Genomic DNA, 26,923 nt, shown 5'->3' with positions numbered 1-26,923 from the left:
TAAAAATATAACTAATAACCACATTACTAATTATAAGGAAGTGTAACTATGAGTACTGTAGCAATCGTATATGGTATTATTCTTTCCACAATTATTGTTTTGTTTTTTGTTGGGGTTTCACGTTATATTCATAAATGGAAAGAAGGCGTTGCGAAATTAAATCACATTGAAGAAGAACTTAGTGATTTAATGTTACATCATGGTAAGTAAACATTTATTTTTTAACTAAAAAATGTGAAGGATATCACAAAGCATGCTTTCCTAATGAAGGCATGTTTTTTTGTTGTTTAAGAAAAGAAGTGTTTTTGTATAAAAAATCCAATTATTACTTAAAAAGGGAAATTTATTTAGTATAATATATAATATGTTTATTTTAGGGGGAGTATCATGAGGGGATTAAAAGTTGTTGGAATTATAGCTGGAATTACTATAGTAGGCTGTATAGCTTTCTTTTCAGTGAAGGAATATGTCAATTCCAAAGAAGACTCTAATTATGTGCTAAATTACATAAAAGAACATAAGGATGATAAAACAACTTCTTTAATTGTTAAAAGAAATGGTGAAACATTGACATCAATAAATGAAAAAGAAAAACTACCGCTAGCAAGTATGTCGAAAATCATTATAGCAATTGAATATGCTAAGCAAGTAGCTGAAGGGAAAATAAGAAAAGACGAGCAAATTTCATTGAAAGAATTAGAAAAATACTATGTGAAAAATACTGATGGTGGTGCACACCCTGCATGGCTAGATGATGTAAAAGTTAAAGAGTTAGTGAAGGGTGGTCAAACTTCTTTAGAAGAAGTAGTGAAAGGAATGATCCATTATAGTTCGAATGCGAATGCATCATATTTATTAGACAAGCTTGGAGCAGCGCGGATAAATGAAAGTTTGAAAGAGTTAGGCTTAAATAGTCACGATGAATTTTATCCAACGTATACAGGGGCATTATATATGAGGGGCTATGTTGAAAAAGAACTGCATATTCCTCAAAATAAAGCATTGGACAAGCTACGTAATATGTCTAATGATGAATATGTTAAGCATGTATGACAAATACATGAATGGATGAAAGACGAGAAAGAATGGACAAAACGCGAGATATCTTTAAAAGCCGATATGGACTTTCAGCGTATTTGGTCAGATCGGTTTATAGGTGCAAATGCGAAGGATTACATGAGTTTACTGGAAAAGATAAATAGCAGAAATTATTTTACACCACAAATGCAAGGTGAGATTGAGAATATATTTAAAGGAACCGTAGGAGAGGGTATGTTCGAATTTGCTGGACAGAAAGGTGGTTCTACTGCATTTGTATTAACAAATAGTTTCTATGGTACTGATAAAAAAGGGAATAAGATTGAGATTGTCTTTATGATGAACAATTTGAGTGAAAAAGCATTTGAAAAGCTTCTAAGTAATATGGATTACTTTATTCGAGATATTGTCATAAGTGAGGAATTCAGAAATAAATTATAATGAAATAATTTTATTATGTAAACAAAGGGGCACTTATGAAAAGTGCTCTTTTGTAATACAGGATTTTCCAATCTTATTATTGAATATAAATTGAAAATAAGAAAGGAGGTTGAAAAATGACAACAATATATTTCGTTCGCCATGCCCATTCTACATATACAAAAGAAGAACGGGAACGACCTTTATCTGAAAAAGGGCACTGTGATGCAGAGAATGTAACACATTTATTAAAAGATAAACATATTGATGTTGTTATTTCTAGTCCGTACAAAAGAGCAATCCAAACTGTACAAGGAATTGCGAATACATATAAATTATCAATACAAACAGAAGAAGATTTGCGTGAAAGATTATTGAGCACAGAGCCAGTATCAAATTTTAATGATGCTATGCAGAATGTGTGGGAAGATTGGAGTTTTGCATACGAAGGCGGAGAATCGAATGATATCGCACAAAGGCGCGCTGTAATATGTATGCAAAATATATTAAAACAATATGAAGGTAAGAATATTGTAATAGGTACGCATGGAAATATTATGGTATTACTCATGAATTATTTTAATTCGAAATATGATTTTGAGTTTTGGAAAACACTTCATATGCCTGATGTGTATAAATTAAATTTTGATAAAAATCGTTTCATTTCTGCTGAAAGAATAGAGAAAACAGGTCATCGGTTAAATATTTTGTAAAAGTTTATCAAAAAAAGAGGAAAGAGAGAAGTTATTGTAGAAGTATGACTTTGTAACATAAAAAATATATGTTAAAGGAGGCTGTTTACATGTTTGAGAAAGAGAAAGAAGGGCTTATTGAAGTTCAAAACGTATATGAAATTGCACCAGAAGATGGAACAATCATTGGTATGGCAACGGAAGAAGAAATGGAAATTGCTGCTGAACTAGAGTTACAGTACTATGCCCATTCTCGTTTGTTAGAAGCAAATATTCAGTTAGACGGTTCCTCCTACAAAGAGTTACTTCAGGAGTTCCAGGAGTACGAAAGAAAATCAATGAGCTTTTGGCGAGCGATACATAAACGTTTAGCTGTGCCATGGGCGTGGGTACTACGTATTGATGTTGCGAATGGCCCTATATATGTAAGTAATGGAAGTTCATATTACGAAGAAATCGATGATGAAGAAGATTATGAATAGATAAGTAAGGAAGCAGCTTTAGTTGCTTCCTTTTTTTATTTGTAAGAAATGAATCGCCTCAATAATAATATCTGGTCGATCATTTTCTATACCGTGACTAGCATGTTCGGCAAGAATATATTGGCTGTTAGTTGAGAGGTGTAATTGTTCGTGAATTAGTTCTTGCCACATTGCTTCAAGTTGTGTTGCTTCCTCTTTTGGCATGCCACCATTAGTCAATTGAGTAATAGAATATTGAGGATCTCTACCGATAACGATTAATGGTATTTCTAATGTTTTACATAGCTCTTTTAGTGAGAGAGCACAGTTTTTCCACTCCGATAGTTCAGAAGCTGTCGCTTTATATAATGAAGGCGAGGTAGAGAATTCAATTTGCTGTTTTGATTGATCGGTGAGAATAGGTTTTAGTTCGTTATAAAGTGTGTCTACATCCATTTTTGAATACATATTATATTTTTGAAACCAAACATCATCAGAATCAGTTTGATCAGAAATTGGTAAATGAAGTTCATCTAAACGGTGTAAGTTCATCGAAGTAGAATCAACTAAAATAAGTGCTTGCAGCTTATCTTCATGTAACATCGCAAAATGTTGTGCACATAATCCTCCATAGGAATGACCGATTAGAATAAATGGTTCTTGAATAGCTAGTTTGTTTAGTAACATATGTAGCTCTTTTGTAACTTGCCTTATTGTACGCGGCTGATTGCCTAAATCACTTTTTCCGTAACCTGGGCGATGGTATGAAACAACTGTAAAGTGCTCTGAAAGCTTTTCTATAATAGGAAACTAATCATAAAATGAGCAAGTCATTCCGGTTTGAATGACTACAGTTTGTTTACCATCTCCTTTTATATGTACTTCTATATTTTGCCCCATTATTTCTACAAATTTATGAATGTTAATTCCTCCTAAGCTTGAAATAATTTTTGACAAGCAAAAACAATACACCAAACACCTATACCAAGTAGGACAGATGTACTAAGTGTAAATGAATTTTTTAAACCAATATAGACAATAAATAATAGTAGTGCTGATGCGGGGAATCCATATAATACCCCTAAAGCAAATTGACTCAATTCTTGTTTATTTCCGCCTTCGAATGAAATCCAAAATAAACTAAGTAAACTCACGAGAGGAAGGGCAGCAATAAAGCCACCTATCGTACTGTAATGTTTAGCGACTTCAGTGATAACGCCGATAATAAGTGCCGAAACGATTATTTTAACGAGGAAATGCATATTTTGCCTCCTTCGCTAATAAGGAAAATGCTTTTTCAATTAATTGTTGTTCTTCTTTTGATAACTGTGATTCTAATATTTTTATCTTTTCTTTATCTAGTAAAGTATGTTTTTCTAATACTTCAATTCCTTCAATTGTTAATGTAAGGTTTACCACTCTTTCATCTTTTTTATTTCTCTCTTTAACGATGAAACCCTTTTGAATAAGGCGTTTTATATGTTCAGATGCTGTGTTATGAGAAAGGCTAAGCTCAGTAGCGACTTTTCCAATTGTTATATCTTTCTCACGAGAAACGATTTGTAAAATACGAATTGCTTGGTGGGAAAGGTTGTCCTCGTATTCGTATCGTAAGTGATAATAAATGCTCTCTCAATGTTGATTAATGTTGTTCATAATAATAAATCTCCTTTTTATATCGTATAGTAAGATATATTCGTCATTTTAGAAATAAAACCCTTTTATTTGGATAAAAAATGTTGAAAAAGTTTATTTTTATTGAAATATAAGGTAATCTATGTGTAAAGGTATACATTTAGCAAGAGAGAGGATGATAGCTGTGAATACATTCAAATGGATTAGTCATGAACAGATGTATGTAGATGAAATACATGTTGAAAAATGTGGTCCTCTTTCAGTCGGCGTATATGGGGGAAATCAAGAGAGTGATGCATATGAACGAGGAGATGCGGTGCTGGCTTGGTGGGATCCTGAATTACAATTTGAATTTGTTATGATTTTTGATACACATCACAAAACAAAAAATATAGATTATATAATAGAAGCGATTTCGGAAAGAAAAGAAAAACTAAAAGAGTTATTCTCATATCCAATACATTTAGCTTTTCATCATACACATATGTACTTATTAGCGTTATTTACAGATGAGTTATTTATTAAAAAGTGTGATCAAGATGATGAGGAACTCGCTTGCTTAATTTGTTTACGAAAAGGCGAATTTTTATATTGGTTATCAGTTGGTGATTGTTTCGCGTATTTATTCCATTCTGAGAAAACGAAAAATGGAAAAGGACGATTAAATAAACGGAAAAATTACGAATATATTGGCAGGAAAAATATTTTTGCAGCAAATACACCTTGCTTTACGTCAGGTGTAAGAGGATTAGAAAAAGGAATGAATCACATTTTAATGGCAACGGACGGTATTTTAGAGTGTGATAAACGAAGGTTTGATGATGATCAATCTTTAGTAGAAATATTACATGACGGGAATAGCTTGCAGATTGAGCCAGTATTAACAAATGTACTGCAGTGGAAAGGTAGAGATTGTGCCACGATTATTGGGTGGTCTATTGATACTGATAATAAACAATGTGCTAATTAATATAAAAGGAGTTCAAGGCTTTTATCCTTGAACTCCTTTTTGTTAAGCAATATGAATATGATATGTTTTTAACCATTCATTTACTTGTAGCATATACTCCATGGCACTTCTTGCCTCAAAATTGTTAATCTCTTTATTACTTTGATCAGCAATTGAAAGTAAGATGGAATGGTTAATAAGTGAGAAAATAGGATTGTTTTTATTGCTACACATATCAAGTGTTAAATTACGGATTGTTTGTAAGTAGTGTGGATCTTGTGAAGTTGGATAAGCGCTTTTTCTTCTATTACGTACATCGTCAGGTAAAGCTGGTTGTAGTGCTCTACGTAAAATGCCTTTTTCAATATTATCAATACTTTTTATGTTGAAAGGAACATTCCATAAATATTCAACTAATCTATAATCGCAAAACGGTACACGAACTTCAAATCCAACAGCCATACTCATACGATCTTTACGGTCAAGTAAGAAAGGAAGGAATCTTGTTAAAAATAAATAAAACATTTGGCGTTGTTTCGCGGATTTTTTACTTTCCCCTTCAAGAGTAGGTACTTCAAGTATCGCTTCTTGGAATCGTGTATCAATATAGTTTTCTAGATTACATTGGTTACTTACTTCATTTAGTAGAAGAGGAGATGTATTATTCCAATTTGTTAGCCAAGGAAACTTATCTACATATAGTAATTCTTCTTGATGAAACCAAGGGTATCCACCGAATACTTCATCAGCCGATTCACCGGATAAAGCTACGGTCGCATCTTTTTTCATTTCGCAAAATAGTAAATATAGTGAAGTTTCCATTTCACCAGCACTCGGTAAATCTTTCGCATGAAGGGGAACGAATAAGTGATTTGCTAATTCTTCAGCATTCACAATAATATCATGATGCGCTGTCCCTACATGTTCAGAAACGCGTTTTACCCAAGGAGCGTCTAAACCAGTGCGAGCAAATGTCAGCTCGAAATCTTTTGCACTATTTACAAAGTCAACGGAATACGTATGAAGTGTTTTATTTTCCGCAGCAAATTCTTTACCCGCAAGTGCAGTAATACCGCTAGAGTCTAATCCGCCTGATAACATACAAACGAGAGGAACATCGGCAATTAATTGTCTTTTTACTGTATCTTGTAAAATAGATAAAATATGCGAAGATGTATCTTCTATAGAGTCTGTATGGAACTTACTTTCTAAATTCCAATACTTCGTAACTACTTTTTTATGACGTGTAAACGTTATAAAATGTCCAGCACGCACTTCTTGAATATGTTTAAAGACGCCACATCCAGGAGTTCGAAATAAGCCTAATCCAAATATTTCATTTATGCCATCCGCATCAATTTCAGCAGGAACAGATGGATGCGCTAATAACGCTTTTATTTCAGATCCGAAAATAATGCTGTCATTTCTTTCTGTGTAAAAGAGTGGTTTTACACCTAAATGATCACGCGCTAAAAATAATTGTTGCTTCTGATCATCCCATAAGGCGAAAGCGAAAATTCCGTTTAAATGTTGTACGCAGTCTTCTTTCCATTCTAGATAAGCATGTAGTAACACTTCTGTATCTGAATGGGTTTCAAATGCATGCCCACATTTTTGAAGCTGCTCTTTAAGTTCACGGAAATTATAAATTTCTCCATTATAAGTAAGAGCATACGTATAATCACCAGCACGGAATGTCTTCGGCTGTGTACCGCCTTCTGGATCAATTACAATTAAACGCCGGTGTGCAAAGGCCGCATGAGGTGAAAACCAAAATCCTTCAGCATCTGGACCACGATGCTGAATACTATTTGCCATCTTTTTTAAAATAACATGTTGATTTGAAAGGTCTTCCTTCCAATCTACCCAACCTGTAATTCCACACATACACATCTCATCTCCTAAATTAAAATAGTAGATTAACGAAATAAAATGTACACCAAGTTAAAAAATGACTATATAAATAGTGTACTACATGAATTAAATTACAGACTTGAGAAAATTTTCTTTGAACGCATAGTTATGTGAGACAATGGCTAAGGGAAAGTATTCCATTACATACAAAAAATAAAAAAGATGAGAGAAAAAATTTTTTCAGACGTTATATAGGATGTAAAAGCTTTTACAAAACAATAAGGGGAATCGCTACATGAAATCAAATGAGAAAAATTTTATAAAAAGATTACAGCGGCAAAAAGAAGACGCGTTAGAATTTGTTGTCGATACATACTTACCACTCATAAAGGGGATCACGCATAAAGTTCTACTCCCAATTCAAAATGATGGACTCATAGAGGAATGTATAAACGATATATTTCTTTCCATTTGGAATAACGCAAATAAATTTCATGGAGAGCCGAGTGATTTTAAAAAGTGGATTGCAGCGATTGCGAAGTTTAAAGCAATTGATTATTACCGGAAATCGACTAAAACAGTAGAAATCATTTCAGATGAGTTTTATATTAGTACAGAAAAATCAGCAGAAGACGAATTAATCGTTATGGAAGATAGGGAAGAATTATTGAAGCTCATTAATCAATTAGAACCGCTAGATCAAAAGGTGTTCATTATGAAATATTTACTTGGTATGAAGACAGAGGAAATAGGTGACAAGTTAGGATTAACCCGGGCAGCAATCGATAATCGAGTGTACCGGGGAAAAAAGAAACTACAACAAAATGCTACGAATATTAGTTTTGGAGGTAGTGCAATATGAAAGACATTTATGAACTATTAAATGATATTGATATAGATGAAAAAGAGCTTGAGGAAATTGAGGCTTCTGAAATTGAAAAAGAAAAAATAAAGCGTAATGTAAAACAATCGATACGTACGAAGAAAAAGATGAAAAGTTGGAAAAAAGGTGTCGCTGCTGCATCTATTTTAGTAGGATTATCAGTTGCAACTCTTGGTATCGGTTTTCCTACATATGCTGGAGGGTTGCCAATTGTAGGTGACATATTCCGATTTTTAGATAATGGTAGAACGGGGTTATATGAAAATTATAAAGAGTTTTCGACTGAATTGAATATGACGAGAGAGAGTAATGGGGTTAAGGTTACCATTAATGATGTAATTTCTGATGGCAGAACATTATCTATAACGTATTCACTGGAAAGTGAGCAGGACTTAGGGGAGGATCCTATCATATTAGGTGGATTGGATATAATGGACGCTCATGGTAGTTCAGGCAGTGGTAAAATGACTAAAGTTACTGAAAAAAAGTATGTAGGTATGGTAACAACGACGCATCATGATAGCAATAAAAAGGACAAAGTAAACTTTAGATGGAATATAGAGAGAATAGAGATGCCAGATAGGAAAAAATCAATACAAGGTAATTGGAATTTCGCGTTAACTGTAAAATCAGTGGATAGTAAAGAGAGAACAATTGGCGGGAGTTCGGAAAAAGAAGGTATAAAAGCAAATATGGAAAAGGTCGCAATATCGCCAGTTTCATTTATTCTTTATTACAATCAAGAGGTTTCTAAGGGCGCGAGGAAAGAATGGGATAGTGTAGATGTTGAATTGACGGTTAAGGATGATTTAGGGAATATTTATTCGGGTGAAGGAAATGGGGGAAGTGGCAACGATCCTTACAATATCCATTGGAGTGCCACCTTCCAAAAACTAAACGAAAATGCAACAAAGCTTATCGTTACACCTCGTGTACACTTGCGAGTTCATACACCTGAAAATCATGGTGGAGTATGTGAATGGAAAAGAGAAGAAAATAGAAGTGCCGAAAAAAGAAGCGAAGAGTAAAGATATTGTATTAGATGATATTGTCATTGATTTAAAGAAATAAAAGAGAGACTGCCTAAAATCATTTAGGCAGTCTTTTTTCGTTAAGAACTAATGACGAGTAGTGCATGCGGATGCTGCGTTTTATATTCATCTTTCCACGGAATGTTTAGTTGTTCCCACGATTCGCCGCTATCATTGGATTGAAAGACGCCATTGTTATTTAACGTGTAGAACGTATGTGGTTCGGCTTCGTTTGTAGCAAACATCGAAATGACTGTACCGATTGCAGATGGTAGTCCTTGTTGTACTTGCTGGAACGGAGTATCTTTCGTTTTTCGATAAATATAAGATTCATAAGGGATACGATGATGAGCGAGATCAGCACTTGGCGCAGCAGAAACGAGAATCGTATCACAATCAGCTGGATCGATAGCCATGCTGTATAAATAATGATGTTCAAGTCCTGCACTACATGAGATCCAACTGTTTCCATTGTTATAACTCTCAAGATAAGCACGATCAGGTCCGCCCATAAATCCGTCACCACATGATGCATAAAGGCGATTTGGTGTTTTAGGGTGCATAAGTAATTGATGAGCATCGATAGGAGCACCGAATTTTTTATCAATCCATGTATGCCCTTTATCGTTACTTTGAATAACAGCACCAGCTTCGATTGAAACGTGTATTGTATTAGGGTTATTTGGGTCAACTGTAATCCAGCGTACGTGATGGGTAAAAGGTCTAGGCGGAAATGCCCACGTATAAGAAGATAATAATGATTTCATATTTTTAAGTTCAGTCCACGTTTCACCACCATTTTCAGAGCGAAATAAAGCGCTCGGTTCTGTGCCGACATAAACGACACCATATCCGTTAACTTGTTCATTTGAGCTTATTGTTATGGAAGTGATAGAGGAGTGCAAAATACCATCTTCTTTAGGGAAATCAAAGTAACGATAAGAATCTCCAATTGGTCTCCATGAATCCCCACTATCGTCACTTAACCATAGACCTCGTCCAAATGTTCCGCAATATACACGATTCTTTTGAAATGGATCAACAGCGATACAGGTAGGTTGCATATTTTGTAAGTGATAAGTCGTTTCATAGTTATCATTGTGTTCTTTCACTACAACAAGTTCACGTTCCATACAGAGAAATAAACGTTTCATTTAAGTAACCTCCTTAAAAATTCTTTCATTAGTAAACAATATGAAAATAAAAAAGAAGTAGTCTTGTTTTATTTGAGAAAAAGGGATTGTTTAAAAAATAGCGAAGTGTGTATACAGAGGAAGCGGGCGTTTACAATCAGTCAATTCGGGATAAAGATGGGGAGTTTGTTTCATACTAACATACAGATATTGTACTTAAAGGAGTATAAGTATGGGACATTCGCATGATCATGGTCATTCAAAAAATAAAAAGGCGTTACTAATTGCCTTCCTACTAACAACAAGTTTTATGATTGCAGAAGTTGTTGGTGGATTTGTAACAAATAGCTTAGCACTACTATCTGACGCGGGGCATATGCTAAGTGATGCAGTATCTTTAGCTTTAAGTTTACTTGCGTTTAAACTCGGAGAAAAAACAGCAACAACTGCGAAAACATACGGGTATAAGCGAGTCGAAATGTTAGCAGCATTATGTAACGGTGTCGTTCTTATTGTCATTTCGGTATACATTTTTATTGAAGCAATCCGTCGTTTTAAAGAACCAGTTGAGATTGCTAGTAATGGGATGCTCATTATTGCAGTCCTTGGTCTGCTTATTAATATTTTATCAGCTTGGATATTAATGAGAGGCGGAGATGTGAAAGGTAATTTGAATTTAAGAAGTGCTTTCCTGCACGTACTAGGCGATCTATTGGGTTCCGTCGGAGCGATTATTGCTGCGTTACTTATTAAATTTTTCGGATGGACTGCTGCAGATGCGATTGCTAGTATTCTTGTGTCTATTTTAGTCATTATTAGTGGATGGCGTGTAACACGTGATACGGTTCATATATTAATGGAAGGTGCACCACAGCACATAAATGTTGAAGAGGTAAAAAGTACGTTATTAAATATTCCGATTGTCAAAGAAGTTCATGATTTGCACATATGGTCTGTCACATCAGATTTTCAAGTATTAACATGTCATCTTATTATTAAAGGGAATGAAACGCAAAGTGTATTAAAAGAGGCTACGTATGTATTAAAGGAGAAATTTCATGTAGAACATGTCACCATTCAAGTAGAAATAGATGGTGAATTTAATCATGATGAGACAACTTGCAAAGTATGAAAGAAAAAGGATAAGAAAAAGTGTCATAACATTTTTCGCACGGCATACATATATATAATGTGGCCACAAGTACTTTGCAAGGTAAATATTTCATGAAATTACTTTACTTATAAAGAGTCATCTTTTATAATCAAAAGTGGTAATTGATAGAGATTATCATTTTCAATGATCGTAGAAAGGAGTTTTTTAAAAGATGAGTAGTCAACTCCGTTTTGCTGTTGAAAATCGTAAGAGGCATTTAATTGATGAGTTAATTGGAGCAGGTGTGTTTAAGATTCGCGACCGACAATTATACGAGCTGTCTTTAGAGGAATTGGAAAAAGAGTATGAAGATATGGAAGATTATGCGAATATTCAGGCGTAGCTATATAGATTAGTAAAAAGAGAGCTGGTTACGATTTTGTGTAACCAGCTCTCTTTTTATTTCGTAGAAATTATTTTTTGTATTTCTTTCATGGGACGGAGCCAGTTTTGGGTCATTATTTGTTCCATTTGTTTTTCGTCCTGCTTCTGTAATGCTTGAATGATAGAGTGATGTTCTTCAATAGATTGACTTGCTGGAACAAAGTTTTGGAAAAACAAATATTCAAGACGTAAAACGTGAAGTTGCATATTTTCTAAAAAGGGTTCAATATATTGGTTTTTAGCAATAGAAGAAATTGTATTGTGGAATTGTATATCTAATTCTAAAGCTTGTTTTGCGTTTTTTTTCTCTATAGAGTGCTGAAAATGATCATTTATTTCAGAAAGTAGTTGAATATCAGCGTCTGTAATGTTTTGAAGAGCTTGCTTTCCTATAATAGAGTGAAGACCAGCCATCGTTTCATAAATGATAGATACGTCGTCTAACTTAATAGGAGCAATTTTTGTTTTTTGCCCTGGTACCATTTCCACTAATCCAGAAAGCTCTAATATTTGAAGTGCTTCTCTTACAGGTGTTCTGCTTACTCCTAGTGCCTCAGCCAATTCCCCATCATTAATTTTTTCATTGGGCTTCAGTACACCTTCAATAATCCAATTTTGTAGTTGATTTAAAACGAGTGATTTTGCTGAAATTCTTCCTGGTTTTTTATAATTTTGAGGGACAGGCATAGTGAATTCAATCCTTTCATTGTATATTTTCCTTTTTTGCATGAACAAGCTTTAATTTTTGTTTCCCTTCATCCGGCTTTTGGCTTAAGATGAGCACCATTACAATGACACAAAAAGCGCCTAATAACTGAAAAGATTGAAATGGCACGTGCAATATAAGTACAGAAGAAATAATAGCTGCGAGTGGTTCTGTGCAACCAAATAATGTTGTTTCTTTCGGAGTCAGGTATCGTATGCTGTCTAAGTATAAATAAAAGGCAATAAGTGTCCCGAAAATGACGACAAATGTGATGAGCGGTAGGGTACTTAGTTTTACATATTTCATAGTTGATAATAAAATGAATTCGTTTGTAGAAATAAAGTGTACAATCGTTACACCAATACCCCCAATAATCATGCCCCATCCAACGATAACGGAGGAAGACCATTTTTCTAACAATTCCTTTGAATATAAACTATAAAAAGCGAGAGATAATCCAGATAAAATACCCCAAATAATAGCTGGTGTAGAAACAGCCAAGTTATGAACAGACCCGTTTGTTAGTAAGAGAAAAGTGCCTACTAATGAAAGGGTAATTGAAATGAAATCAATTTTTGATGGACGAACGTTCCATTTGAAAAGTAAGTATACAGTGATGAATATAGGAGCTAAATATTGTAATAATGTTGCCACGGCAGCATTTCCTTCTTTAATTGAAGCGAAATACGTATACTGTACAGCAAGCATACCGAATAGACCAAACAAAATCATTTTAATAGCATCAGATTTTTGTTTCCAAATGCCAAATATCTCTTTTTTTCTCGTTCCGAATGAGGAAATAATGAGCAAAATAATTCCAGATATAAGTAAACGGATCGTAACTAACCATTCGGTTGAAACATTGTCATATTGAAAAAGTTGTTGTGCAGCTGTACCAGACAAGCCCCATAAACAAGCACCGATTATGACCATTATAATTCCTTTTAATCGATTTGAATCCATATGATCTAAAATTCTCCTTTCTAAAAATACAAATTGAATACAATATGCAATATATCACAGAATGACTCGTTAATAAACTGAAATTTCTAATTTTATTTTTTTTATGTATAGTAAAATATTGTAGAGGAGGGGGAGGATATGTTAGCTAGATTTTTAGTTTGTTTATTTGTTGGGTTACTTATCATTTTTTTAGGGTATCAAATACATGTGAAAAAGAGGTTGTTTTTGTTAGCAGGATATCAAGAAGAAACGTTTGTTGGAGATAAAAATAAATTAGCGAAGCTTTCAGGAGCATTTTCTTATATAGTTGGAGTTGCTACTATAATATTACCGCTTGGCTTAGAAAAAATAGGGGGGGTAGTTGGTATCGTATATGCTATATTAATTGTTTTAGGTACAATTGTATTTATAATTAAAGCAAACCTATTAAATAAGAGTGCTATAAAGTAAAAAGGCTTCATTCTACTGAAGCCTTTTATTAATTATTATGAAGTATAAGTAAAAGCCGGGATAGGATCAATAAATGTATTCCAGTTTTGTTTCATTTCTTTCTCTGTTAATAGACAACTATCTAATGATTGTTCAATTAAAGAACGGTTCATATCAATTCCGATAAATACGAGTTCGGTTATTCGATCTCCATATTGTTTATCCCAGTTTTTCAATACTTCTGGTTCTTCTGTAATCATTTGATTTCTTTCAGTTTCAGGTAATGCCGCTATCCACTCACCGGCTCCTTGAATTGTAATAGAGGAACCTGCTTGAGATAGAAGCCCTATCATATTATTACGAGATGCCAGCCAGAAGAATCCTTTCGCTCTTACAACATCTAAAGGCCATTTTTCTAGCCAATTCATAAGGCGCTTGGGATGGAAAGGATATTTGCGACGGTAAACAAAGGAATTGATACCGTATTCTTCAGTTTCCGGTGTATGATGGTCACTATTTAATTCTTGTATCCAGCCGGCCGATTGACTGGCTTCTTCATAATTAAATAGATTTGTGTTTAAAATTTCTTGTAATGGTACTTTGCTAAACGAAGATTCAAGAACTTTTGCATTAGGATTTAATTTTTTTAGTAAATGATGAAGCTCTATCACATCTTCTTTTTCTAGCAAATCTATCTTATTAAGAATAATTACGTTTGCAAACTCAATTTGATCTATTAATAAATCAATAACTTCCCGGGTATCATTCTCATCGATTGCTTGTTTTCGGTCTAATAAACTTTCTCCATCTGCAAAATCATCCCAAAATCTATTTGCATCTACAACTGTAACCATCGTATCGAGGCGACAATTTTTCGTTAAATCAATGTTAAGAACTTCGTCTGTATAAGTAAACGTTTGAGCAACTGGAATAGGCTCACTTATACCAGAAGATTCAATAATAATATAGTCAATATCACCATTTTCCACAAGACGATTCACTTCTATCATTAAATCTTCTCGTAGTGTACAACAAATACAGCCATTTTGAATTTCTACTAGTTTTTCCTCCGTACGTGAAAAACCACCCTTTTTTATAAGAGATGCATCAATGTTTACTTCGCTCATATCATTAACGATAACAGCTACTTTTAAGTTATTCTTATTAGTCAAAATGTGATGTAGTAAGGTAGTTTTTCCAGATCCTAAAAAACCACTTAATACAGTGATAGGTACTTTTTTCATGAAATGATCTCTCCTTTAAATCGTAATGATTACGTTTTATATTAAACGATGGGAAAAGAAAAATCAATAATAAATCATAATGATTACGATTTAAGAATAGAAATAGACTATAAAATTTGTGCTGTAGTATGAAGCATTTGGACAAGCACATGTTTACATATAAATAAAATGGAGGCGAGAAGCTTGGTCTTTAATAGAGTTTCAAAAGAAGTAGTAGGCATAGCTCTTATCGCTATGTTTCTCTTTTTATTATTTTTTGTAGATTTTACAAGTCTAGTAAATTTGCATAAAAATATGCCGCAGGAATGGTTGAATGTGAATACGGTATTTTTAAGTATCATTTTTGAAGCAATACCTTTTATTTTATTAGGGGTCATTGTTTCTTCATGTATTCAAGTGTTTGTGACGGAAGATATGATTCAAAAAGTAATGCCGAAATCTCCAATTGTTGCAATGATTCCAGCAGTATTTGTGGGAGTTCTTTTTCCAATGTGTGAATGTGTCATTATACCAATTGTAAGAAGGCTCATTCAAAAGGGGTTACCACTTCATGTAGGCATTGTTATTTTAATGAGTGCATCCATTATGAATCCAGTTGTTCTTTTATCTACTGTATATGCGTTTCCAAAAAATGATTACGTTGTATATGCACGCTTTGGGATAACAATTCTAGTTGCTCTATTCATAGGTCTAATTGTGTATTATTGCTATCGCGAAAGAAATGTTTTAAAAGGCGTAGAGGTTTCAGTTCAAACAAGCAAAAAAAAGAGTTGGAAAGATGTTATGAATCACATTGTAGATGAGTTTTTTGATACTGGTAAGTATTTATTGATTGGTGCTTTTTTAGCAAGTGTATTTCAAACGTTTTTTGATCGGAATATACTGGATGCAGTAGCACATAACGAAGTAATTGCCCCCTTTATTATGATGGGATTTGGTTATGTTTTATCAATTTGCTCTGCAGCCGATGCTTTTATAGCGGCATCTTTTGGACATGTTTTCTCGGTAAAGGCACTTCTTGCATTTCTTGTGTTTGGGCCTATGCTTGATATGAAAAATACGTTAATGCTATTTGCGTATTTTCAAAAGAGATTTGTATTCTTTTTGATGGGAATTGTCATTGTATCTGTGTATACCATCCTGCAAATCATAATGTTATAGGAGGTGAGAAAGAATGGGGAACGAAGAGCAGAAGGCATATCATTGCTATATTCGTGGCATTATTTTAATTGGTTTAGCAATGCTCTTATTTAAACTACTTGTAACAGGGAATATTTATAATTTTATTGCTCCAAAAATGATCAAATTTACGTATATAGCTTTTGTAGTAATTTTAATTTTTGGTATTGTACAAGTTTGGGGAGATGGAAGAGAAAAACAGCATGATTGTAATTGTTGTAAACATCATACAACATCAAAATCAGGGATAAAAAGTTTCTTTGTATATGTTTTATTTGTTGTTCCGATAGTTAGTGCTTTTCTCTTTGGAAGTGTAACAATTGATGGAAGTTTAGCAGGAAAAAGGGGTATGAATCAAAGTGTACAGGCGAGAAGTCTGGAAAGGAACGAAAAAGAGGGGAAACAGGTTAAGTTTGATGGGCGAGAAGTATCAGTTGATCCAGAAGAAACATCAAATTTAGCAACGACTTATAAAACGGAAGAGCAAGTAGTAAAAAGTATGTTAGGACAGCGTAAACTACAAGTAAAGGATAAGGATTATGTTCAAACAATGAATGTAATTGGTCAAAATGTCAATTGGTTTAAAGGGAAAGAAATTACATTCTTAGGGTTTATATATAAGGATAAAGATGTGACGGGTAATAAAGCAGTAGTGGCTCGATATGGTATAACTTGTTGTATTGCGGATGCATCAGTCTGGGGGATGATTGTTACCGGGAAAAATGTTGAAAAAATTCCAGAAGAAACATGGGTGAAAATAACAGGATTATTAGATGAAACGACATATAAAGGAACAGTCTTTCCACTTGTAAAAGTAAACAAAATCGAGAAAATTAATAAGCCAACTGACCCATATGTATATGATGCTTTACCTCAATAGAAAAGAATAAATTCTTCATATTTTCATGAAATAGAATCATAATCATGGCAATAAAAAAATAAAGATAAGAGTAATTTGGTTTGTTAAAAATATGTGCAGAAGGAGTTATGCGATGAACTGGGTTACTCATAAACCATCATTTGAATTTGAAACATTTAGTCCTATTATTCGGTCACAATCTGCGTGGAGTGGACATTTAGATTTTGCATATGACTTAGTACGATTTGAAAAACCAGAAACTTTAGTTGAGTTAGGTACACATCTAGGTGCTTCTTTCTTCAGTTTTTGTCAAGGAGTAAAAGATGGAGGGTTATCGACTAAATGCTTTGCAGTAGATACTTGGGCTGGAGATGGGCATACAGGTCCATATGGAGAAGGGGTTTTTCAAATAGTAGAAAAAGTAGTGAGCGATAACTACCTTAATATAGGAAATTTAATTCGATCTACTTTTGATGATGCTGTAGACCGGTTTCAAGATGAAACGATAAATCTGTTGCATATTGATGGCTATCATACGTATGAAGCTGTTTCTCACGATTATAATACATGGCTACCGAAAGTCGCGAAAAACGGTATTGTATTATTTCATGATATTGAAGTTAGAAGTGGTGATTTCGGCGTGTATAAGTTTTGGGATGAGGTAAAAGCGAAGTGCCCTCATTTTCAATTTGCGCATTCATATGGACTGGGAGTGTTATTTCCGAAGGGGTGTAGTGATAAGTTTGAGGAAATACTTAAAAATAAAGAAGAAATACAAAATATGTATAAATAAAGATAGGGCATACATCATTTTAAGGATGTGTGCCCTGTTTTTATGTGGAAAATAATGGTGTTAATTAAAAAGTGAAGATAGTTGTAAAAAGTTTTGTTGCAACAAATATTAAAAAAGTTAGTATGGGATTGTACCTTGTAAATAAAGTGAAGCTTTAATATGTTCATATCGATTCGGAATTTTACAGTAGTTAATTTCTTACCCAAGTGCTTTGCACTTACTGAATTTTAAGGCGGAGGTCTTATTGGCCGAAAATATCGGGATAAATAAAAATACAACATTTTTTATATTTTTCATTGCGAAAAACGTAATCTACTTTTACAATAGAAAGGGTTGTGAATATATTATACTGGAAAAATAAATCGAAATAATATGAAAATTTTGTTTTGTCTTCGCTAATTGTATATTACATACATGTAAGACGACATACGTCATGTTATCGACTTGTAAGGAGAGAAAAAAATGAAAAGTGTAAGATTACCATCGATGCTAGAAATCATAGTTCTTTTATTACTATTTCTTGCTGTTGTCTTTTCCTTCCAAACGATTTTTGATCTCCCAATTCAATTAGCGCTATTTATTTCATGGTTTTTAGTAATTGCGCTTGGATTAAGATTAGGATTTCGTTATCAAGAATTGCAAGATGCAATTACGAAAGGGATTTCTAACGGATTAGAAGCGATACTGATTTTAGTTGCAGTAGGTGCTTTAATTGGAACATGGATTGCTGGTGGGGTAGTACCAACATTAATCTATTATGGATTAGAATTTATTCACCCTAGCATATTCCTATTAGCAACATTAATTATTTGTTCTATAACTTCTATCGCAACAGGAACGTCTTGGGGAACAGTGGGAACAGCAGGTATTGCTATGATGGCGATTGGTGAAGGACTTGGTTTACCACTTCCGCTTGTTGCTGGTGCAGTTCTTTCAGGAGCTTATTTCGGCGACAAATTATCACCACTTTCTGATAGCACAGTTCTTGCAGCTTCTATGGCGAAAGTAGATGTTATTGCTCACGTTCGAGCTATGCTCGTATTAGATGTTCCGGCTTATATTATTACTAGTATTATGTTTACTGTAGCTGGTTGGATGTATGGCGGCGATAATGTAGATTTGAATCGAGTAGAATTTTTAAAAGAAGCTTTATTAAAGCAATTTGATATTAAAATATGGATGCTTGTTCCGGCGGTCATTGTTATCGTTCTATTAGCGATGAAGAAACCGTCTATGCCAACAATTGCAATGGGAGCTTTAATTGGTGCAATTTGGGCAACTCTTTTCCAAGGGATGAACTTTGGAGAGGCGATTGGAACAGCTTATAACGGATTCTCAATTCAATCTGGTGTTGAGTTTGTTGACAAGTTATTAAACCGTGGTGGAATTAACGGCATGCTTGGCTCAGTAGCCGTTATTATTTTCGGTTTAGGATTTGGTGGATTACTTGAAAAACTAGGTGTTTTAAAAGTAATCGTATCAAAATTTGAGAAGAAATTAAATTCTGCAGGTAATGTAACATTGTCTACATTAATCGTGGCATTCTTAGCTAATATATTTGGTTGTGCGATGTATGTATCACTAATTTTAACACCAAAAATTATGGAAGATAGCTATGATAAATTAAAAATAGACCGTCGTGTATTAGCGCGTAACTCAGAAGTAGGTGGAACGTTAACTTCAGGTATGGTTCCATGGTCTGATAATGGTATTTTTATGGCTGGTATTTTAGGTGTAGCAACGTTCTCATACGTTCCGTTTATGTGGTTAAGCTTCGTATCGTTAATTTTAGCAGTTATTTACGGATATACAGGCAAATTCATCTGGTATGTAGATGATGCAGATAAAGGAAAGCAAGCATCATAAAATAAAAATCACCTTCTACAATATGTAGAAGGTAATTTTTTTATTTTTTAATAGCATTTGCTAAAGTAATTTCATTCTCATATTTAGCAATTTTTTGTTGTATCTTTTTTAAGTTTTTTTCAGTGTCTTGCATGAGCTGTAAGACATTGGTCTCCTGTTGTTTCATTAATTCTAACCTTTGAAGGATGGTAGATTCTCCTTCCATAGACCAGTCGATAAATTGTTTTATTTTTTGAATTGGCATACTGGTGTTTTTTAAACACAAAATCATTTCTAAATATTTCAGTGCTTCTTCATCAAAAACTCGATCTCCTTTTTCGTTTCTTTGCAGAAAAGGAAACAGTCCTTGTTTATCGTAATAACGTATTTGAGAAATAGTTAAATGTTGCATTTTGGCGACTTGCCCAATTGTATAATACATATCATTCATCCTTTTATTACCAAGGTATAATGCCATCTTTGTTAAGTATTTTACCATTATAGTTTGTTTCACTTAATGCATATTTAATAATAATTTTAGCACTTTCAGTGGTTGTATGGCCACCGGGGGAATTTCCATTAAGATCCGTAGTTGTAAAACCAGGAGTTACCCCAAATACTTCTGGACCGTTAGTGGCAAATTCTTTACTAAAAGCTAATGTTAAAGCATTAATAGCTGTTTTGGAAGAATTATATCCTAGTGTATTAATTGGATGTGTTTCACCATTAGCAAACATTGTTAGTGAGGCCATGTCAGTTGTTACATTTAGTATTTTACTGTTGCTCGAATTCTTTAATAATGGTAAAAAGGCTTGCATCATTTGGAAAGTTCCAAAAAAATTAACTTCAAATCCTTGGCGTAAAGTTTCAATATTTAATTCACTAGGTAGTATATTGAAGTCTAGCGCTATGCCTGCGTTATTAATTAATAAATGTAAGTGGTCAGTCGTTTCGTAAATTTTCTTTGTTGCTTCTTGAATGGATTGTGAATTTGAAATATCTACTTGAATATAGGAAACGTTTGAAACATTTAAAGATTCTACGGCTTGTTGTCCAAGTTGTTCATTGCGAGCACCTAAAAATACGTGATAATCTTTTTCTGCTAATTGACGAACAAGTTCATATCCAATTCCTTTATTTGCACCTGTTATAAAAGCATATTTTTTCATATTGAATTCCTCCAGTAGTGTTATAGTAGGTTACAATGGAAAGGATACAGCCTAAACTTAAGTTTAGGTCAAGAGGAATTTTTTAAAATAAATATAGAATATCTATATATAAGAGTGAGAATTCTTATCATTTAAGAGAAAGTCTGTTATTATAAGAGATGTAGGTATTATATTTTCAAGGGGATGAAAACATGGAGTACAGAATTGAAAGAGATACATTAGGAGAAATAAAAGTTCCAGCTGATAAATTATGGGCAGCACAAACACAACGTAGTAAAGAAAACTTTCCAATTGGAACAGAGCAAATGCCGCTTGAAATTGTAAAAGCATTTGCAATTTTAAAGAAGAGTGCAGCACTTACCAATCAAAAATTAGGAAAGCTATCAGAAGAAAAAGCAGAAGCAATTGTTGCAGCAGCTGACGAAGTCATTGCAGGGAAATGGAATGAACATTTTCCGCTTGTCGTATGGCAAACAGGTAGTGGTACGCAGTCAAATATGAATGTGAATGAAGTAATTGCAAATCGTGGGAATCACATTTTGAAAGAGAAGGGATCTGAGGTACATATTCATCCGAATGATGATGTGAACATGTCACAAAGTTCAAATGATACATTTCCAACGGCGCTTCATGTAGCTTGTGTAATCGCAGTAGAAAATCACGTATTACCAGCAATTACGAAATTAAAAGAAACTTTAGCAGAAAAAGTAACTGCATTTGAACATATTATAAAAATTGGTCGTACACATTTACAAGATGCAACGCCGTTAACTTTAGGGCAAGAAATTAGCGGATGGCACCGTATGCTTGAAAAAACAGAGCGTATGATTGCAGAGAGTAATACATATATGAAAGAGTTAGCAATTGGTGGAACTGCGGTTGGAACAGGTATCAATGCTCATCCTAAATTTGGTGAGATGGTATCAGAGGAAATTAGTCAATTTACAGGTAAACAATTTGTTTCTGCACCAAATAAGTTCCATGCATTAACGAGCCATGATGAAGTTGTATATACTCACGGTGCATTAAAAGCATTAGCTGCGGATTTAATGAAAATCGCTAACGATGTACGTTGGCTTGCAAGTGGTCCACGTAGTGGTCTTGGAGAAATTATTATTCCAGCAAATGAACCGGGAAGCTCTATTATGCCAGGGAAAGTAAATCCAACGCAAAGTGAAGCATTAACGATGGTTGTAGCGCAAGTGATGGGGAATGATGCAACAATCGGATTTGCTGCGAGCCAAGGTAACTTTGAGTTAAATGTATTTAAACCTGTTATTGCTTATAACTTCTTACAATCAGCTCACTTATTAGCGGATGCAATTGTTTCGTTTAATGACAATTGTGCAGTTGGTATTGAAGCAGATGAAGAAGTAATTAATGAAAATGTGAATCGTTCACTAATGCTTGTAACAGCGCTAAACCCACATATCGGATATGAAAATGCAGCGAAAATTGCGAAGCATGCTCATAAAGAAGGGTTAACTTTAAAAGAAGCAGCATTGCAATCTGGGCTACTAACAGAAGAGCAATTTGATGAAATTGTAGATCCAAAGAAAATGATTGCTCCAAAAGAGTAATAGAGAAAGCCAAGGTTCTTAGTATAGAATCTTGGCTTTTTTGATGTTCATTTTTATGTTTCATCTACTTGCAATACTACAAGCTTCAAAATATATTATTTGTTAGCAGGCGTATTCATTACTTTCATCTGTGGGCAGTTCTCTTTTAAGAGTGAAATGAATTTTTCTTCTTCTAGTGGTACGAAAGTGGTCACTGAGGCAAATAAATTGTAATGGATTTCTAATTGTTGTCTAGTCCATTTTTTTGAATGAAGTTTTTTACCAGAGTATTTAACGTGACGAATATCTTCAAATGGAATTTCAGTATGAAAAATGAAACCGTGTTTTACAACAAGAGATGATTCCGTTATGTTGTAGTGAGAGAAATAGAATGAAGAAAGATTCACGATGTTTAATAGCATCATGAGGGTGAAAAAAATAGAATTTTCATTTTGGAAGAATAGCGAAATGAAAAAAATAATTATAAATAATGTAATGAAAATGACGTGGAATGGATTTTTTTTCGCTTTAAACTTCAAGTTAGTCACCTCAGTATACTTGTCCTTTAACTAAATTAAATCATAACATTGTGATAAAACGTATGAATATGCAGAATTGCATATTCATACATTTTATTATTCGTATAAAATTTCTTGATGGGATAAATTCAAAAGAAGTTTTGTAATAGTGGAGTGGCATAAAGTGACTTACAAGAATAGAAAGATAGCGTTAGTCATAATTAGTTGTATGATGATTATGAGTAGTTGTGCTAATAAATTTGTTGAAGATAGAAATCGAAAGCATACATTTGTACAAGCAAGTAAGGTTTTAGTAGAGACTGTAAATAGAATATATAAAGTGAAACGTTAATATCAGTGGGAGGCTTACTGCCCGGTAAATAGCGGGATAAAAAGTAAAAGGTGTTTTCTTATACGGAAACATCTTTTTTGTAGTTAAAATTGAATACTGAAGTTTTGGAATGAGTGAATACCGGTTTCATATTCACTAATCGCATATGTATTCTGTGCAATTTACTTAACGGTAAACCATAGGTCTTGAAGAATATTCATGTTCTATTTTACATCCTATAAAATGAATTTGTATAAACATATTCGCTTTTCGTTGTATTAAATCCTTTCGATAGATGTTTTTATAAAAGTTTATAAAATGGGCAAACGAAACGTTGAAATGTTTGTTTGTGTTGTGATAAGATGATGAAGTGATAATAAACGATATAGTGATTTGTTTGGTTTTTAAATAAACATTTTGAAGGAGTGTTTAGTATGAGCGATATTTCAGAGAAGTTTTGGGATGCGTCAATAGAGGAATTAAAGAAAGGGTATGTGTTTGATGAAGAAAAAGAGGGGTACATTTGCTTAGCTTGTGGTGAAACATTTATTAAAGGTGTTATTTATCAAGATAATCAAGTTTTGTATGAAGCAGAGAAGTTCGTCCAATTGCATATTCAAAATGAGCATACGTCTATGTTTGATTATTTGCTAAATATGGATAAGAAATTTACTGGATTAACGGATTTACAAAAGAAAATGGTTCAGTTTTTCTATACGGGACTGAATGATAAAGAAATTGTAAAAGAGTTGGATGGCGGGAGTACATCAACAATTCGTAATCATCGATTTACACTGCGAGAGAAAATGAAGCAAGCAAAAGTATTTTTAGCGCTAATGGAATTATCAGAAGAAAAATCAAAAGTACAAACGAAATTTGTGCCAATTCATAGAACAGCAACGATGGTGGATGATCGATACAATATTACGGAAGAAGAAAATAATGAAGTATTAAAAGCTCATTTTCCAGAAGGATTGGATGGACCTCTCTCTAAATTTCCGAAGAAACAAAAGCGTAAATTAATTATATTGCGCCATTTAGTGAAGAAGTTTGATAGTAATAAAAAGTATACTGAAAAAGAAGTAAATACAGTGATAGAAAATGTATACCCTGATTTTGTAACTTTAAGAAGATATTTAATCGAATATGGATTTTTAGATCGAACAGCCGATGGAAGTCAATATTGGGTGAAGTTATAATCATACGAAAAGAAAATGAATAGAAGCACAGTATTATAACAACTATACAAAGAGATAGAGATTGAAAATAGATTTTTAATAAAAGGAGAAATGACATTTGAAACCACCTGCAGATAACAATAAAGAAGGTGCGGAGTCACATAAGTTGGAAAGTGAGAGTAAACCGATTTGGAAATCGATGTCGATGTTTTTAGTACCGTTATTATTAAGTAATGTACTACAATCGGTTGGACAATTATTTGGTATGGTAGTAGTAGGAAGATGGCTTGGAGTTAATGATTTAGCGGCTATATCAGCATTCTTCCCATTATTTTTCTTGCTCGTTTCATTTATAATTGGTATCGGTTCAGGAAGCTCTATTTTAATTGGTCAGGCGTTTGGTGCTAAAAACGAAGATCGTTTAAAAGCTATCGTTGGTACGACGCTGACATTTACCTTTATTATTGGAGTTGTGTTGGCGATAATAGGCAGTATTTTTGCGATGGATATTATGCGTCTAATGGGAACGCCAGAAAATATCATTGAAATAAGTGTACATTATGCACGGATTTTATTTATATCAATGCCAGTATTATTTTTATATTTCGCATATACAACATTTATGAGAGGTACAGGAGATTCTAAAACGCCATTTTACTTTTTAATTGTAAGTACAGGGCTAAATATGATTTTATTACCAGTTCTTATTTTTGGATGGTTAGGGGCTCCGAAATTAGATGTGTATGGAGCAGCCTATGCCTCTGTTATATCTACAGTTATTACGTTTATTGTCATGCTTGTGTATTTAAAGAAGAAAAATCACCCATTACAACTAGATGGAACGGTTAGAAAATACCTTCGAATGGATGGGGAGTTATTAAAGCTATTACTAAGGCTCGGTATTCCAGCGAGTATTAATATGATATTAGTTTCATTATCTGAAATTGCCGTAATCGCATTTGTAAATCGTTACGGTTCGGATGCAACAGCTGCTTACGGCGTTGTGAATCAAGTTGCAAGTTATGTACAAATGCCAGCAGTTAGCCTTGGTATTACAGTTTCTATTTTTGCGGCACAATCGATTGGTGCGAATCAATTTGATAGATTGCAAAAAGTTGTGAAGGCCGGAATTATTATGAACTACGTCATCGGTGGTGTGTTAATATCTCTTATTTACTTATTCTCAAGAGACATTTTATCACTATTTTTAACGAGTCAAACTACAATTGAAATTGCTCATAGCTTAGTTATGATTACGTTATGGAGTTATTTAATTTTCGGTCATGCACAAATTATTAGTGCGACAATGCGAGCGAGCGGTACAGTACTTTGGCCAACTGTTATTGGAGTTGTTTCAATTTGGCTTGTAGAAGTACCCGTAGCATATTATCTTTCTTACCATACAAGTCTTGGAATAGAAGGCATTTGGATCGGGTATCCAGCAGCATTTATTGTCAGCTTACTATTGCAGTATGCATATTATAAGCTTTCATGGCAAAAGAAACGAATTACACGATTAGTTAGTTAAATAGAAAAATGTCCCTAAGTTATTAGACTTAGGGACATTTTTTCGTAAGTGCAGGTTTACAAATAGCTTTTTAAAGTTATATCAAAATGTTGTCTAATGAGTGTTTTATCACTCATATAAAACTCCCATGCTTTTTCCGATTCACCGATAATCTCAAAGGATTCCTCTGTAATATATAAAGCGCAATTATCCTCCAGTGCAATTCCTTCTATATTCCCTTGATGATTTTGTAAAAAGGAATGGAAGGCGTTCATTCTGTTTAATTGATTATAATGTGGACAGAATCTTTTATTAACAATTCCCCAACCGTTACTCTCTATATAACCAGAACCCTCATAATCTGATCGGATACTAGACGTGAACCAACACATAGCACCAGCGCTATAACCAGCAATAAGTGTTCCTTGTTGCAGAGCCAATAATAATTTTTCATCGAGTCTATGTTCTTTCCATTGCGTAAGCATGTGAATATAGTTCCCGCCACCTAGATAAATTAAATCGGCTGAATGAATCATCTCGTCTATTTCATACTTAGAAGGTGAATCTGTTGTAATGCGTAAAATTTGTACTTCACAATGTAATTGTTTTTCAAACGTGTCTAAAAATAATTTTATATAGCTTTCATCATCATGACTAGCCGTTGGAATAAACAATATTTTTGGGTACTGTTTATTTGTTAATTCTATAAGGCGTTCATTAATAGGCAAGTGATTTGAATCTTGTAAATCACCGCCACCAATGACAGCTAATTTCATAGTAAAGCACCACCTAATTATTTTTGTTATATAAAAATTCGATAGAAGAGAGTTACATTCCTTCCGTAATGTAATCAATAATTAGAAAATGTAGCTTAAGTATATCGGAATAGTAAAGAAACTACTGACTATATATAACAATGCATTAGAAACCGTACATTGATATATAATATTTCATACTAATGTTTCAAAATATGGAAAAAATATGTTTAAATAGATATAATGACGCATGGA

At 33.6% G+C, this 26,923-nt stretch carries 28 protein-coding genes and 2 pseudogenes; 18 read left to right on the top strand and 12 right to left on the bottom strand.

The window, feature by feature from the left end:
• The first annotated feature begins 48 nt into the window (after positions 1-48).
• The 4 genes and pseudogenes from ACUN13_RS06995 to ACUN13_RS06980 all read left to right on the top strand — a co-directional run bounded on the left by ACUN13_RS06995 (position 49) and on the right by ACUN13_RS06980 (position 2,632).
• Positions 49-210 carry a hypothetical protein gene (locus tag ACUN13_RS06995; RefSeq protein ID WP_000108701.1) on the top strand — a complete coding sequence of 54 codons (162 nt, stop codon included), beginning with the start codon at positions 49-51 and terminating at the stop codon, positions 208-210.
• A 177-nt stretch (positions 211-387) separates the two neighbouring features.
• Positions 388-1,479, top strand: a pseudogene (locus ACUN13_RS06990) (serine hydrolase).
• A gap of 116 nt (positions 1,480-1,595) precedes the next feature.
• The gene (locus tag ACUN13_RS06985; protein WP_000208265.1) at positions 1,596-2,171 is read left to right on the top strand and encodes a histidine phosphatase family protein; all 576 of its coding nucleotides are present in this window, start codon (positions 1,596-1,598) and stop codon (positions 2,169-2,171) included.
• 89 nt (positions 2,172-2,260) lie between these two features.
• Positions 2,261-2,632: a hypothetical protein gene (locus ACUN13_RS06980; protein WP_000461779.1), complete on the top strand. Its 372-nt coding sequence runs from the start codon at positions 2,261-2,263 to the stop codon at positions 2,630-2,632.
• Positions 2,633-2,650: 18 nt separating this feature from the next.
• Here the strand turns inward: ACUN13_RS06980 and ACUN13_RS06975 are convergent, their stop codons facing one another.
• The 3 genes from ACUN13_RS06975 to ACUN13_RS06965 form a co-directional block, all read right to left on the bottom strand.
• Positions 2,651-3,415 carry an alpha/beta fold hydrolase gene (locus tag ACUN13_RS06975; RefSeq protein ID WP_256943486.1) on the bottom strand — a complete coding sequence of 255 codons (765 nt, stop codon included), beginning with the start codon at positions 3,413-3,415 and terminating at the stop codon, positions 2,651-2,653.
• Between the two features lie 128 nt (positions 3,416-3,543).
• Positions 3,544-3,873, bottom strand: coding sequence for a DUF3147 family protein (locus ACUN13_RS06970; RefSeq protein ID WP_000545608.1), 330 nt, complete (start codon positions 3,871-3,873; stop codon positions 3,544-3,546).
• Complete coding sequence (locus ACUN13_RS06965) at positions 3,857-4,237, bottom strand: MarR family winged helix-turn-helix transcriptional regulator (RefSeq protein ID WP_445423782.1); 381 nt, start codon at positions 4,235-4,237, stop codon at positions 3,857-3,859. Before ACUN13_RS06965 ends, ACUN13_RS06970 begins: the two co-directional genes overlap by 17 nt.
• Before the next feature lie 151 nt (positions 4,238-4,388).
• Here ACUN13_RS06965 and ACUN13_RS06960 point away from each other — a divergent pair, with 151 nt between their 5' ends.
• Positions 4,389-5,216 carry a protein phosphatase 2C domain-containing protein gene (locus ACUN13_RS06960; RefSeq protein ID WP_445423738.1) on the top strand — a complete coding sequence of 276 codons (828 nt, stop codon included), beginning with the start codon at positions 4,389-4,391 and terminating at the stop codon, positions 5,214-5,216.
• A 42-nt stretch (positions 5,217-5,258) separates the two neighbouring features.
• On the opposite strand, the gene asnB is transcribed toward ACUN13_RS06960, so the two are convergent.
• Complete coding sequence (gene asnB, locus ACUN13_RS06955; RefSeq protein ID WP_088344828.1) at positions 5,259-7,082, bottom strand: asparagine synthase (glutamine-hydrolyzing); 1,824 nt, start codon at positions 7,080-7,082, stop codon at positions 5,259-5,261.
• A gap of 262 nt (positions 7,083-7,344) precedes the next feature.
• Between asnB and ACUN13_RS06950 the strand changes: the two genes are divergently transcribed.
• Complete coding sequence (locus ACUN13_RS06950) at positions 7,345-7,911, top strand: sigma-70 family RNA polymerase sigma factor (protein WP_016122244.1); 567 nt, start codon at positions 7,345-7,347, stop codon at positions 7,909-7,911.
• Positions 7,908-9,003: pseudogene (locus ACUN13_RS06945) on the top strand (DUF4179 domain-containing protein). Before ACUN13_RS06950 ends, ACUN13_RS06945 begins: the two are co-directional and overlap by 4 nt.
• Positions 9,004-9,043: 40 nt before the next feature.
• On the opposite strand, the gene ACUN13_RS06940 reads toward ACUN13_RS06945, so the two are convergent.
• Complete coding sequence (locus ACUN13_RS06940; protein WP_088344824.1) at positions 9,044-10,117, bottom strand: WD40/YVTN/BNR-like repeat-containing protein; 1,074 nt, start codon at positions 10,115-10,117, stop codon at positions 9,044-9,046.
• A gap of 211 nt (positions 10,118-10,328) precedes the next feature.
• Between ACUN13_RS06940 and ACUN13_RS06935 the strand changes: the two genes are divergently transcribed.
• Positions 10,329-11,228 carry a cation diffusion facilitator family transporter gene (locus tag ACUN13_RS06935; protein ID WP_000510035.1) on the top strand — a complete coding sequence of 300 codons (900 nt, stop codon included), beginning with the start codon at positions 10,329-10,331 and terminating at the stop codon, positions 11,226-11,228.
• 193 nt (positions 11,229-11,421) lie between these two features.
• Positions 11,422-11,592 carry a Fur-regulated basic protein FbpA gene (gene fbpA, locus ACUN13_RS06930; RefSeq protein WP_000098302.1) on the top strand — a complete coding sequence of 57 codons (171 nt, stop codon included), beginning with the start codon at positions 11,422-11,424 and terminating at the stop codon, positions 11,590-11,592.
• A gap of 56 nt (positions 11,593-11,648) precedes the next feature.
• Here fbpA and ACUN13_RS06925 read toward each other — a convergent pair whose 3' ends face one another.
• Positions 11,649-12,320 (bottom strand): GntR family transcriptional regulator, encoded by a 672-nt coding sequence (locus tag ACUN13_RS06925; protein WP_002023787.1) that lies wholly within the window; start codon positions 12,318-12,320, stop codon positions 11,649-11,651.
• Positions 12,321-12,336: 16 nt separating this feature from the next.
• Positions 12,337-13,302 (bottom strand): DMT family transporter, encoded by a 966-nt coding sequence (locus ACUN13_RS06920; protein WP_000378080.1) that lies wholly within the window; start codon positions 13,300-13,302, stop codon positions 12,337-12,339.
• Between the two features lie 138 nt (positions 13,303-13,440).
• On the opposite strand from ACUN13_RS06920, the gene ACUN13_RS06915 reads away from it, so the two are divergent.
• The gene (locus ACUN13_RS06915) at positions 13,441-13,752 is read left to right on the top strand and encodes a DUF3784 domain-containing protein (protein WP_445423737.1); all 312 of its coding nucleotides are present in this window, start codon (positions 13,441-13,443) and stop codon (positions 13,750-13,752) included.
• A gap of 35 nt (positions 13,753-13,787) precedes the next feature.
• On the opposite strand, the gene ACUN13_RS06910 is transcribed toward ACUN13_RS06915, so the two are convergent.
• On the bottom strand, positions 13,788-14,975 hold the full coding sequence (locus ACUN13_RS06910) for a GTP-binding protein (protein ID WP_006923257.1): 1,188 nt from the start codon (positions 14,973-14,975) through the stop codon (positions 13,788-13,790).
• A gap of 168 nt (positions 14,976-15,143) precedes the next feature.
• Between ACUN13_RS06910 and ACUN13_RS06905 the strand changes: the two genes are divergently transcribed.
• The 4 genes from ACUN13_RS06905 (at position 15,144) to nhaC (ending at position 19,672) form a co-directional block, all read left to right on the top strand.
• The gene (locus tag ACUN13_RS06905) at positions 15,144-16,136 is read left to right on the top strand and encodes a permease (protein WP_176397868.1); all 993 of its coding nucleotides are present in this window, start codon (positions 15,144-15,146) and stop codon (positions 16,134-16,136) included.
• A 13-nt stretch (positions 16,137-16,149) separates the two neighbouring features.
• A complete protein-coding gene (locus tag ACUN13_RS06900) occupies positions 16,150-17,034 on the top strand; it encodes a TIGR03943 family putative permease subunit (protein WP_025686973.1) in 885 nt (294 codons plus the stop codon).
• A 112-nt stretch (positions 17,035-17,146) separates the two neighbouring features.
• Positions 17,147-17,806: a class I SAM-dependent methyltransferase gene (locus ACUN13_RS06895; protein WP_001104669.1), complete on the top strand. Its 660-nt coding sequence runs from the start codon at positions 17,147-17,149 to the stop codon at positions 17,804-17,806.
• A 462-nt stretch (positions 17,807-18,268) separates the two neighbouring features.
• Positions 18,269-19,672: a Na+/H+ antiporter NhaC gene (nhaC, locus tag ACUN13_RS06890; protein WP_000843992.1), complete on the top strand. Its 1,404-nt coding sequence runs from the start codon at positions 18,269-18,271 to the stop codon at positions 19,670-19,672.
• A gap of 40 nt (positions 19,673-19,712) precedes the next feature.
• Here nhaC and ACUN13_RS06885 read toward each other — a convergent pair whose 3' ends face one another.
• Complete coding sequence (locus ACUN13_RS06885) at positions 19,713-20,093, bottom strand: MerR family transcriptional regulator (protein WP_016122254.1); 381 nt, start codon at positions 20,091-20,093, stop codon at positions 19,713-19,715.
• 16 nt (positions 20,094-20,109) lie between these two features.
• Positions 20,110-20,820, bottom strand: a complete 711-nt coding sequence (locus tag ACUN13_RS06880; protein WP_006923251.1) for an SDR family NAD(P)-dependent oxidoreductase — start codon at positions 20,818-20,820, stop codon at positions 20,110-20,112.
• 191 nt (positions 20,821-21,011) lie between these two features.
• Here ACUN13_RS06880 and fumC point away from each other — a divergent pair, with 191 nt between their 5' ends.
• A complete protein-coding gene (fumC, locus tag ACUN13_RS06875; protein ID WP_000456633.1) occupies positions 21,012-22,400 on the top strand; it encodes a class II fumarate hydratase in 1,389 nt (462 codons plus the stop codon).
• Between the two features lie 95 nt (positions 22,401-22,495).
• Here fumC and ACUN13_RS06870 read toward each other — a convergent pair whose 3' ends face one another.
• Positions 22,496-22,918, bottom strand: coding sequence for a PH domain-containing protein (locus tag ACUN13_RS06870; RefSeq protein ID WP_025687715.1), 423 nt, complete (start codon positions 22,916-22,918; stop codon positions 22,496-22,498).
• 163 nt (positions 22,919-23,081) lie between these two features.
• Here ACUN13_RS06870 and ACUN13_RS06865 point away from each other — a divergent pair, with 163 nt between their 5' ends.
• From ACUN13_RS06865 to ACUN13_RS06855, 3 genes are all read left to right on the top strand, one after another.
• The gene (locus ACUN13_RS06865) at positions 23,082-23,249 is read left to right on the top strand and encodes a hypothetical protein (RefSeq protein ID WP_000221433.1); all 168 of its coding nucleotides are present in this window, start codon (positions 23,082-23,084) and stop codon (positions 23,247-23,249) included.
• A 413-nt stretch (positions 23,250-23,662) separates the two neighbouring features.
• Positions 23,663-24,427, top strand: a complete 765-nt coding sequence (locus ACUN13_RS06860) for a DUF2087 domain-containing protein (RefSeq protein ID WP_001280279.1) — start codon at positions 23,663-23,665, stop codon at positions 24,425-24,427.
• Positions 24,428-24,524: 97 nt separating this feature from the next.
• On the top strand, positions 24,525-25,934 hold the full coding sequence (locus ACUN13_RS06855) for an MATE family efflux transporter (RefSeq protein ID WP_025687717.1): 1,410 nt from the start codon (positions 24,525-24,527) through the stop codon (positions 25,932-25,934).
• Positions 25,935-25,990: 56 nt separating this feature from the next.
• Here ACUN13_RS06855 and ACUN13_RS06850 read toward each other — a convergent pair whose 3' ends face one another.
• The gene (locus ACUN13_RS06850) at positions 25,991-26,689 is read right to left on the bottom strand and encodes a peptidase E (RefSeq protein WP_000762111.1); all 699 of its coding nucleotides are present in this window, start codon (positions 26,687-26,689) and stop codon (positions 25,991-25,993) included.
• Between the last annotated feature and the right edge of the window lie 234 nt (positions 26,690-26,923).

It is taken from the genome of Bacillus cereus group sp. Bce041 (assembly GCF_052646455.1).
The sequence above is the reverse complement of the archived record's forward strand: the minus strand, read 5'-3'. Positions and strand labels throughout refer to the sequence as shown.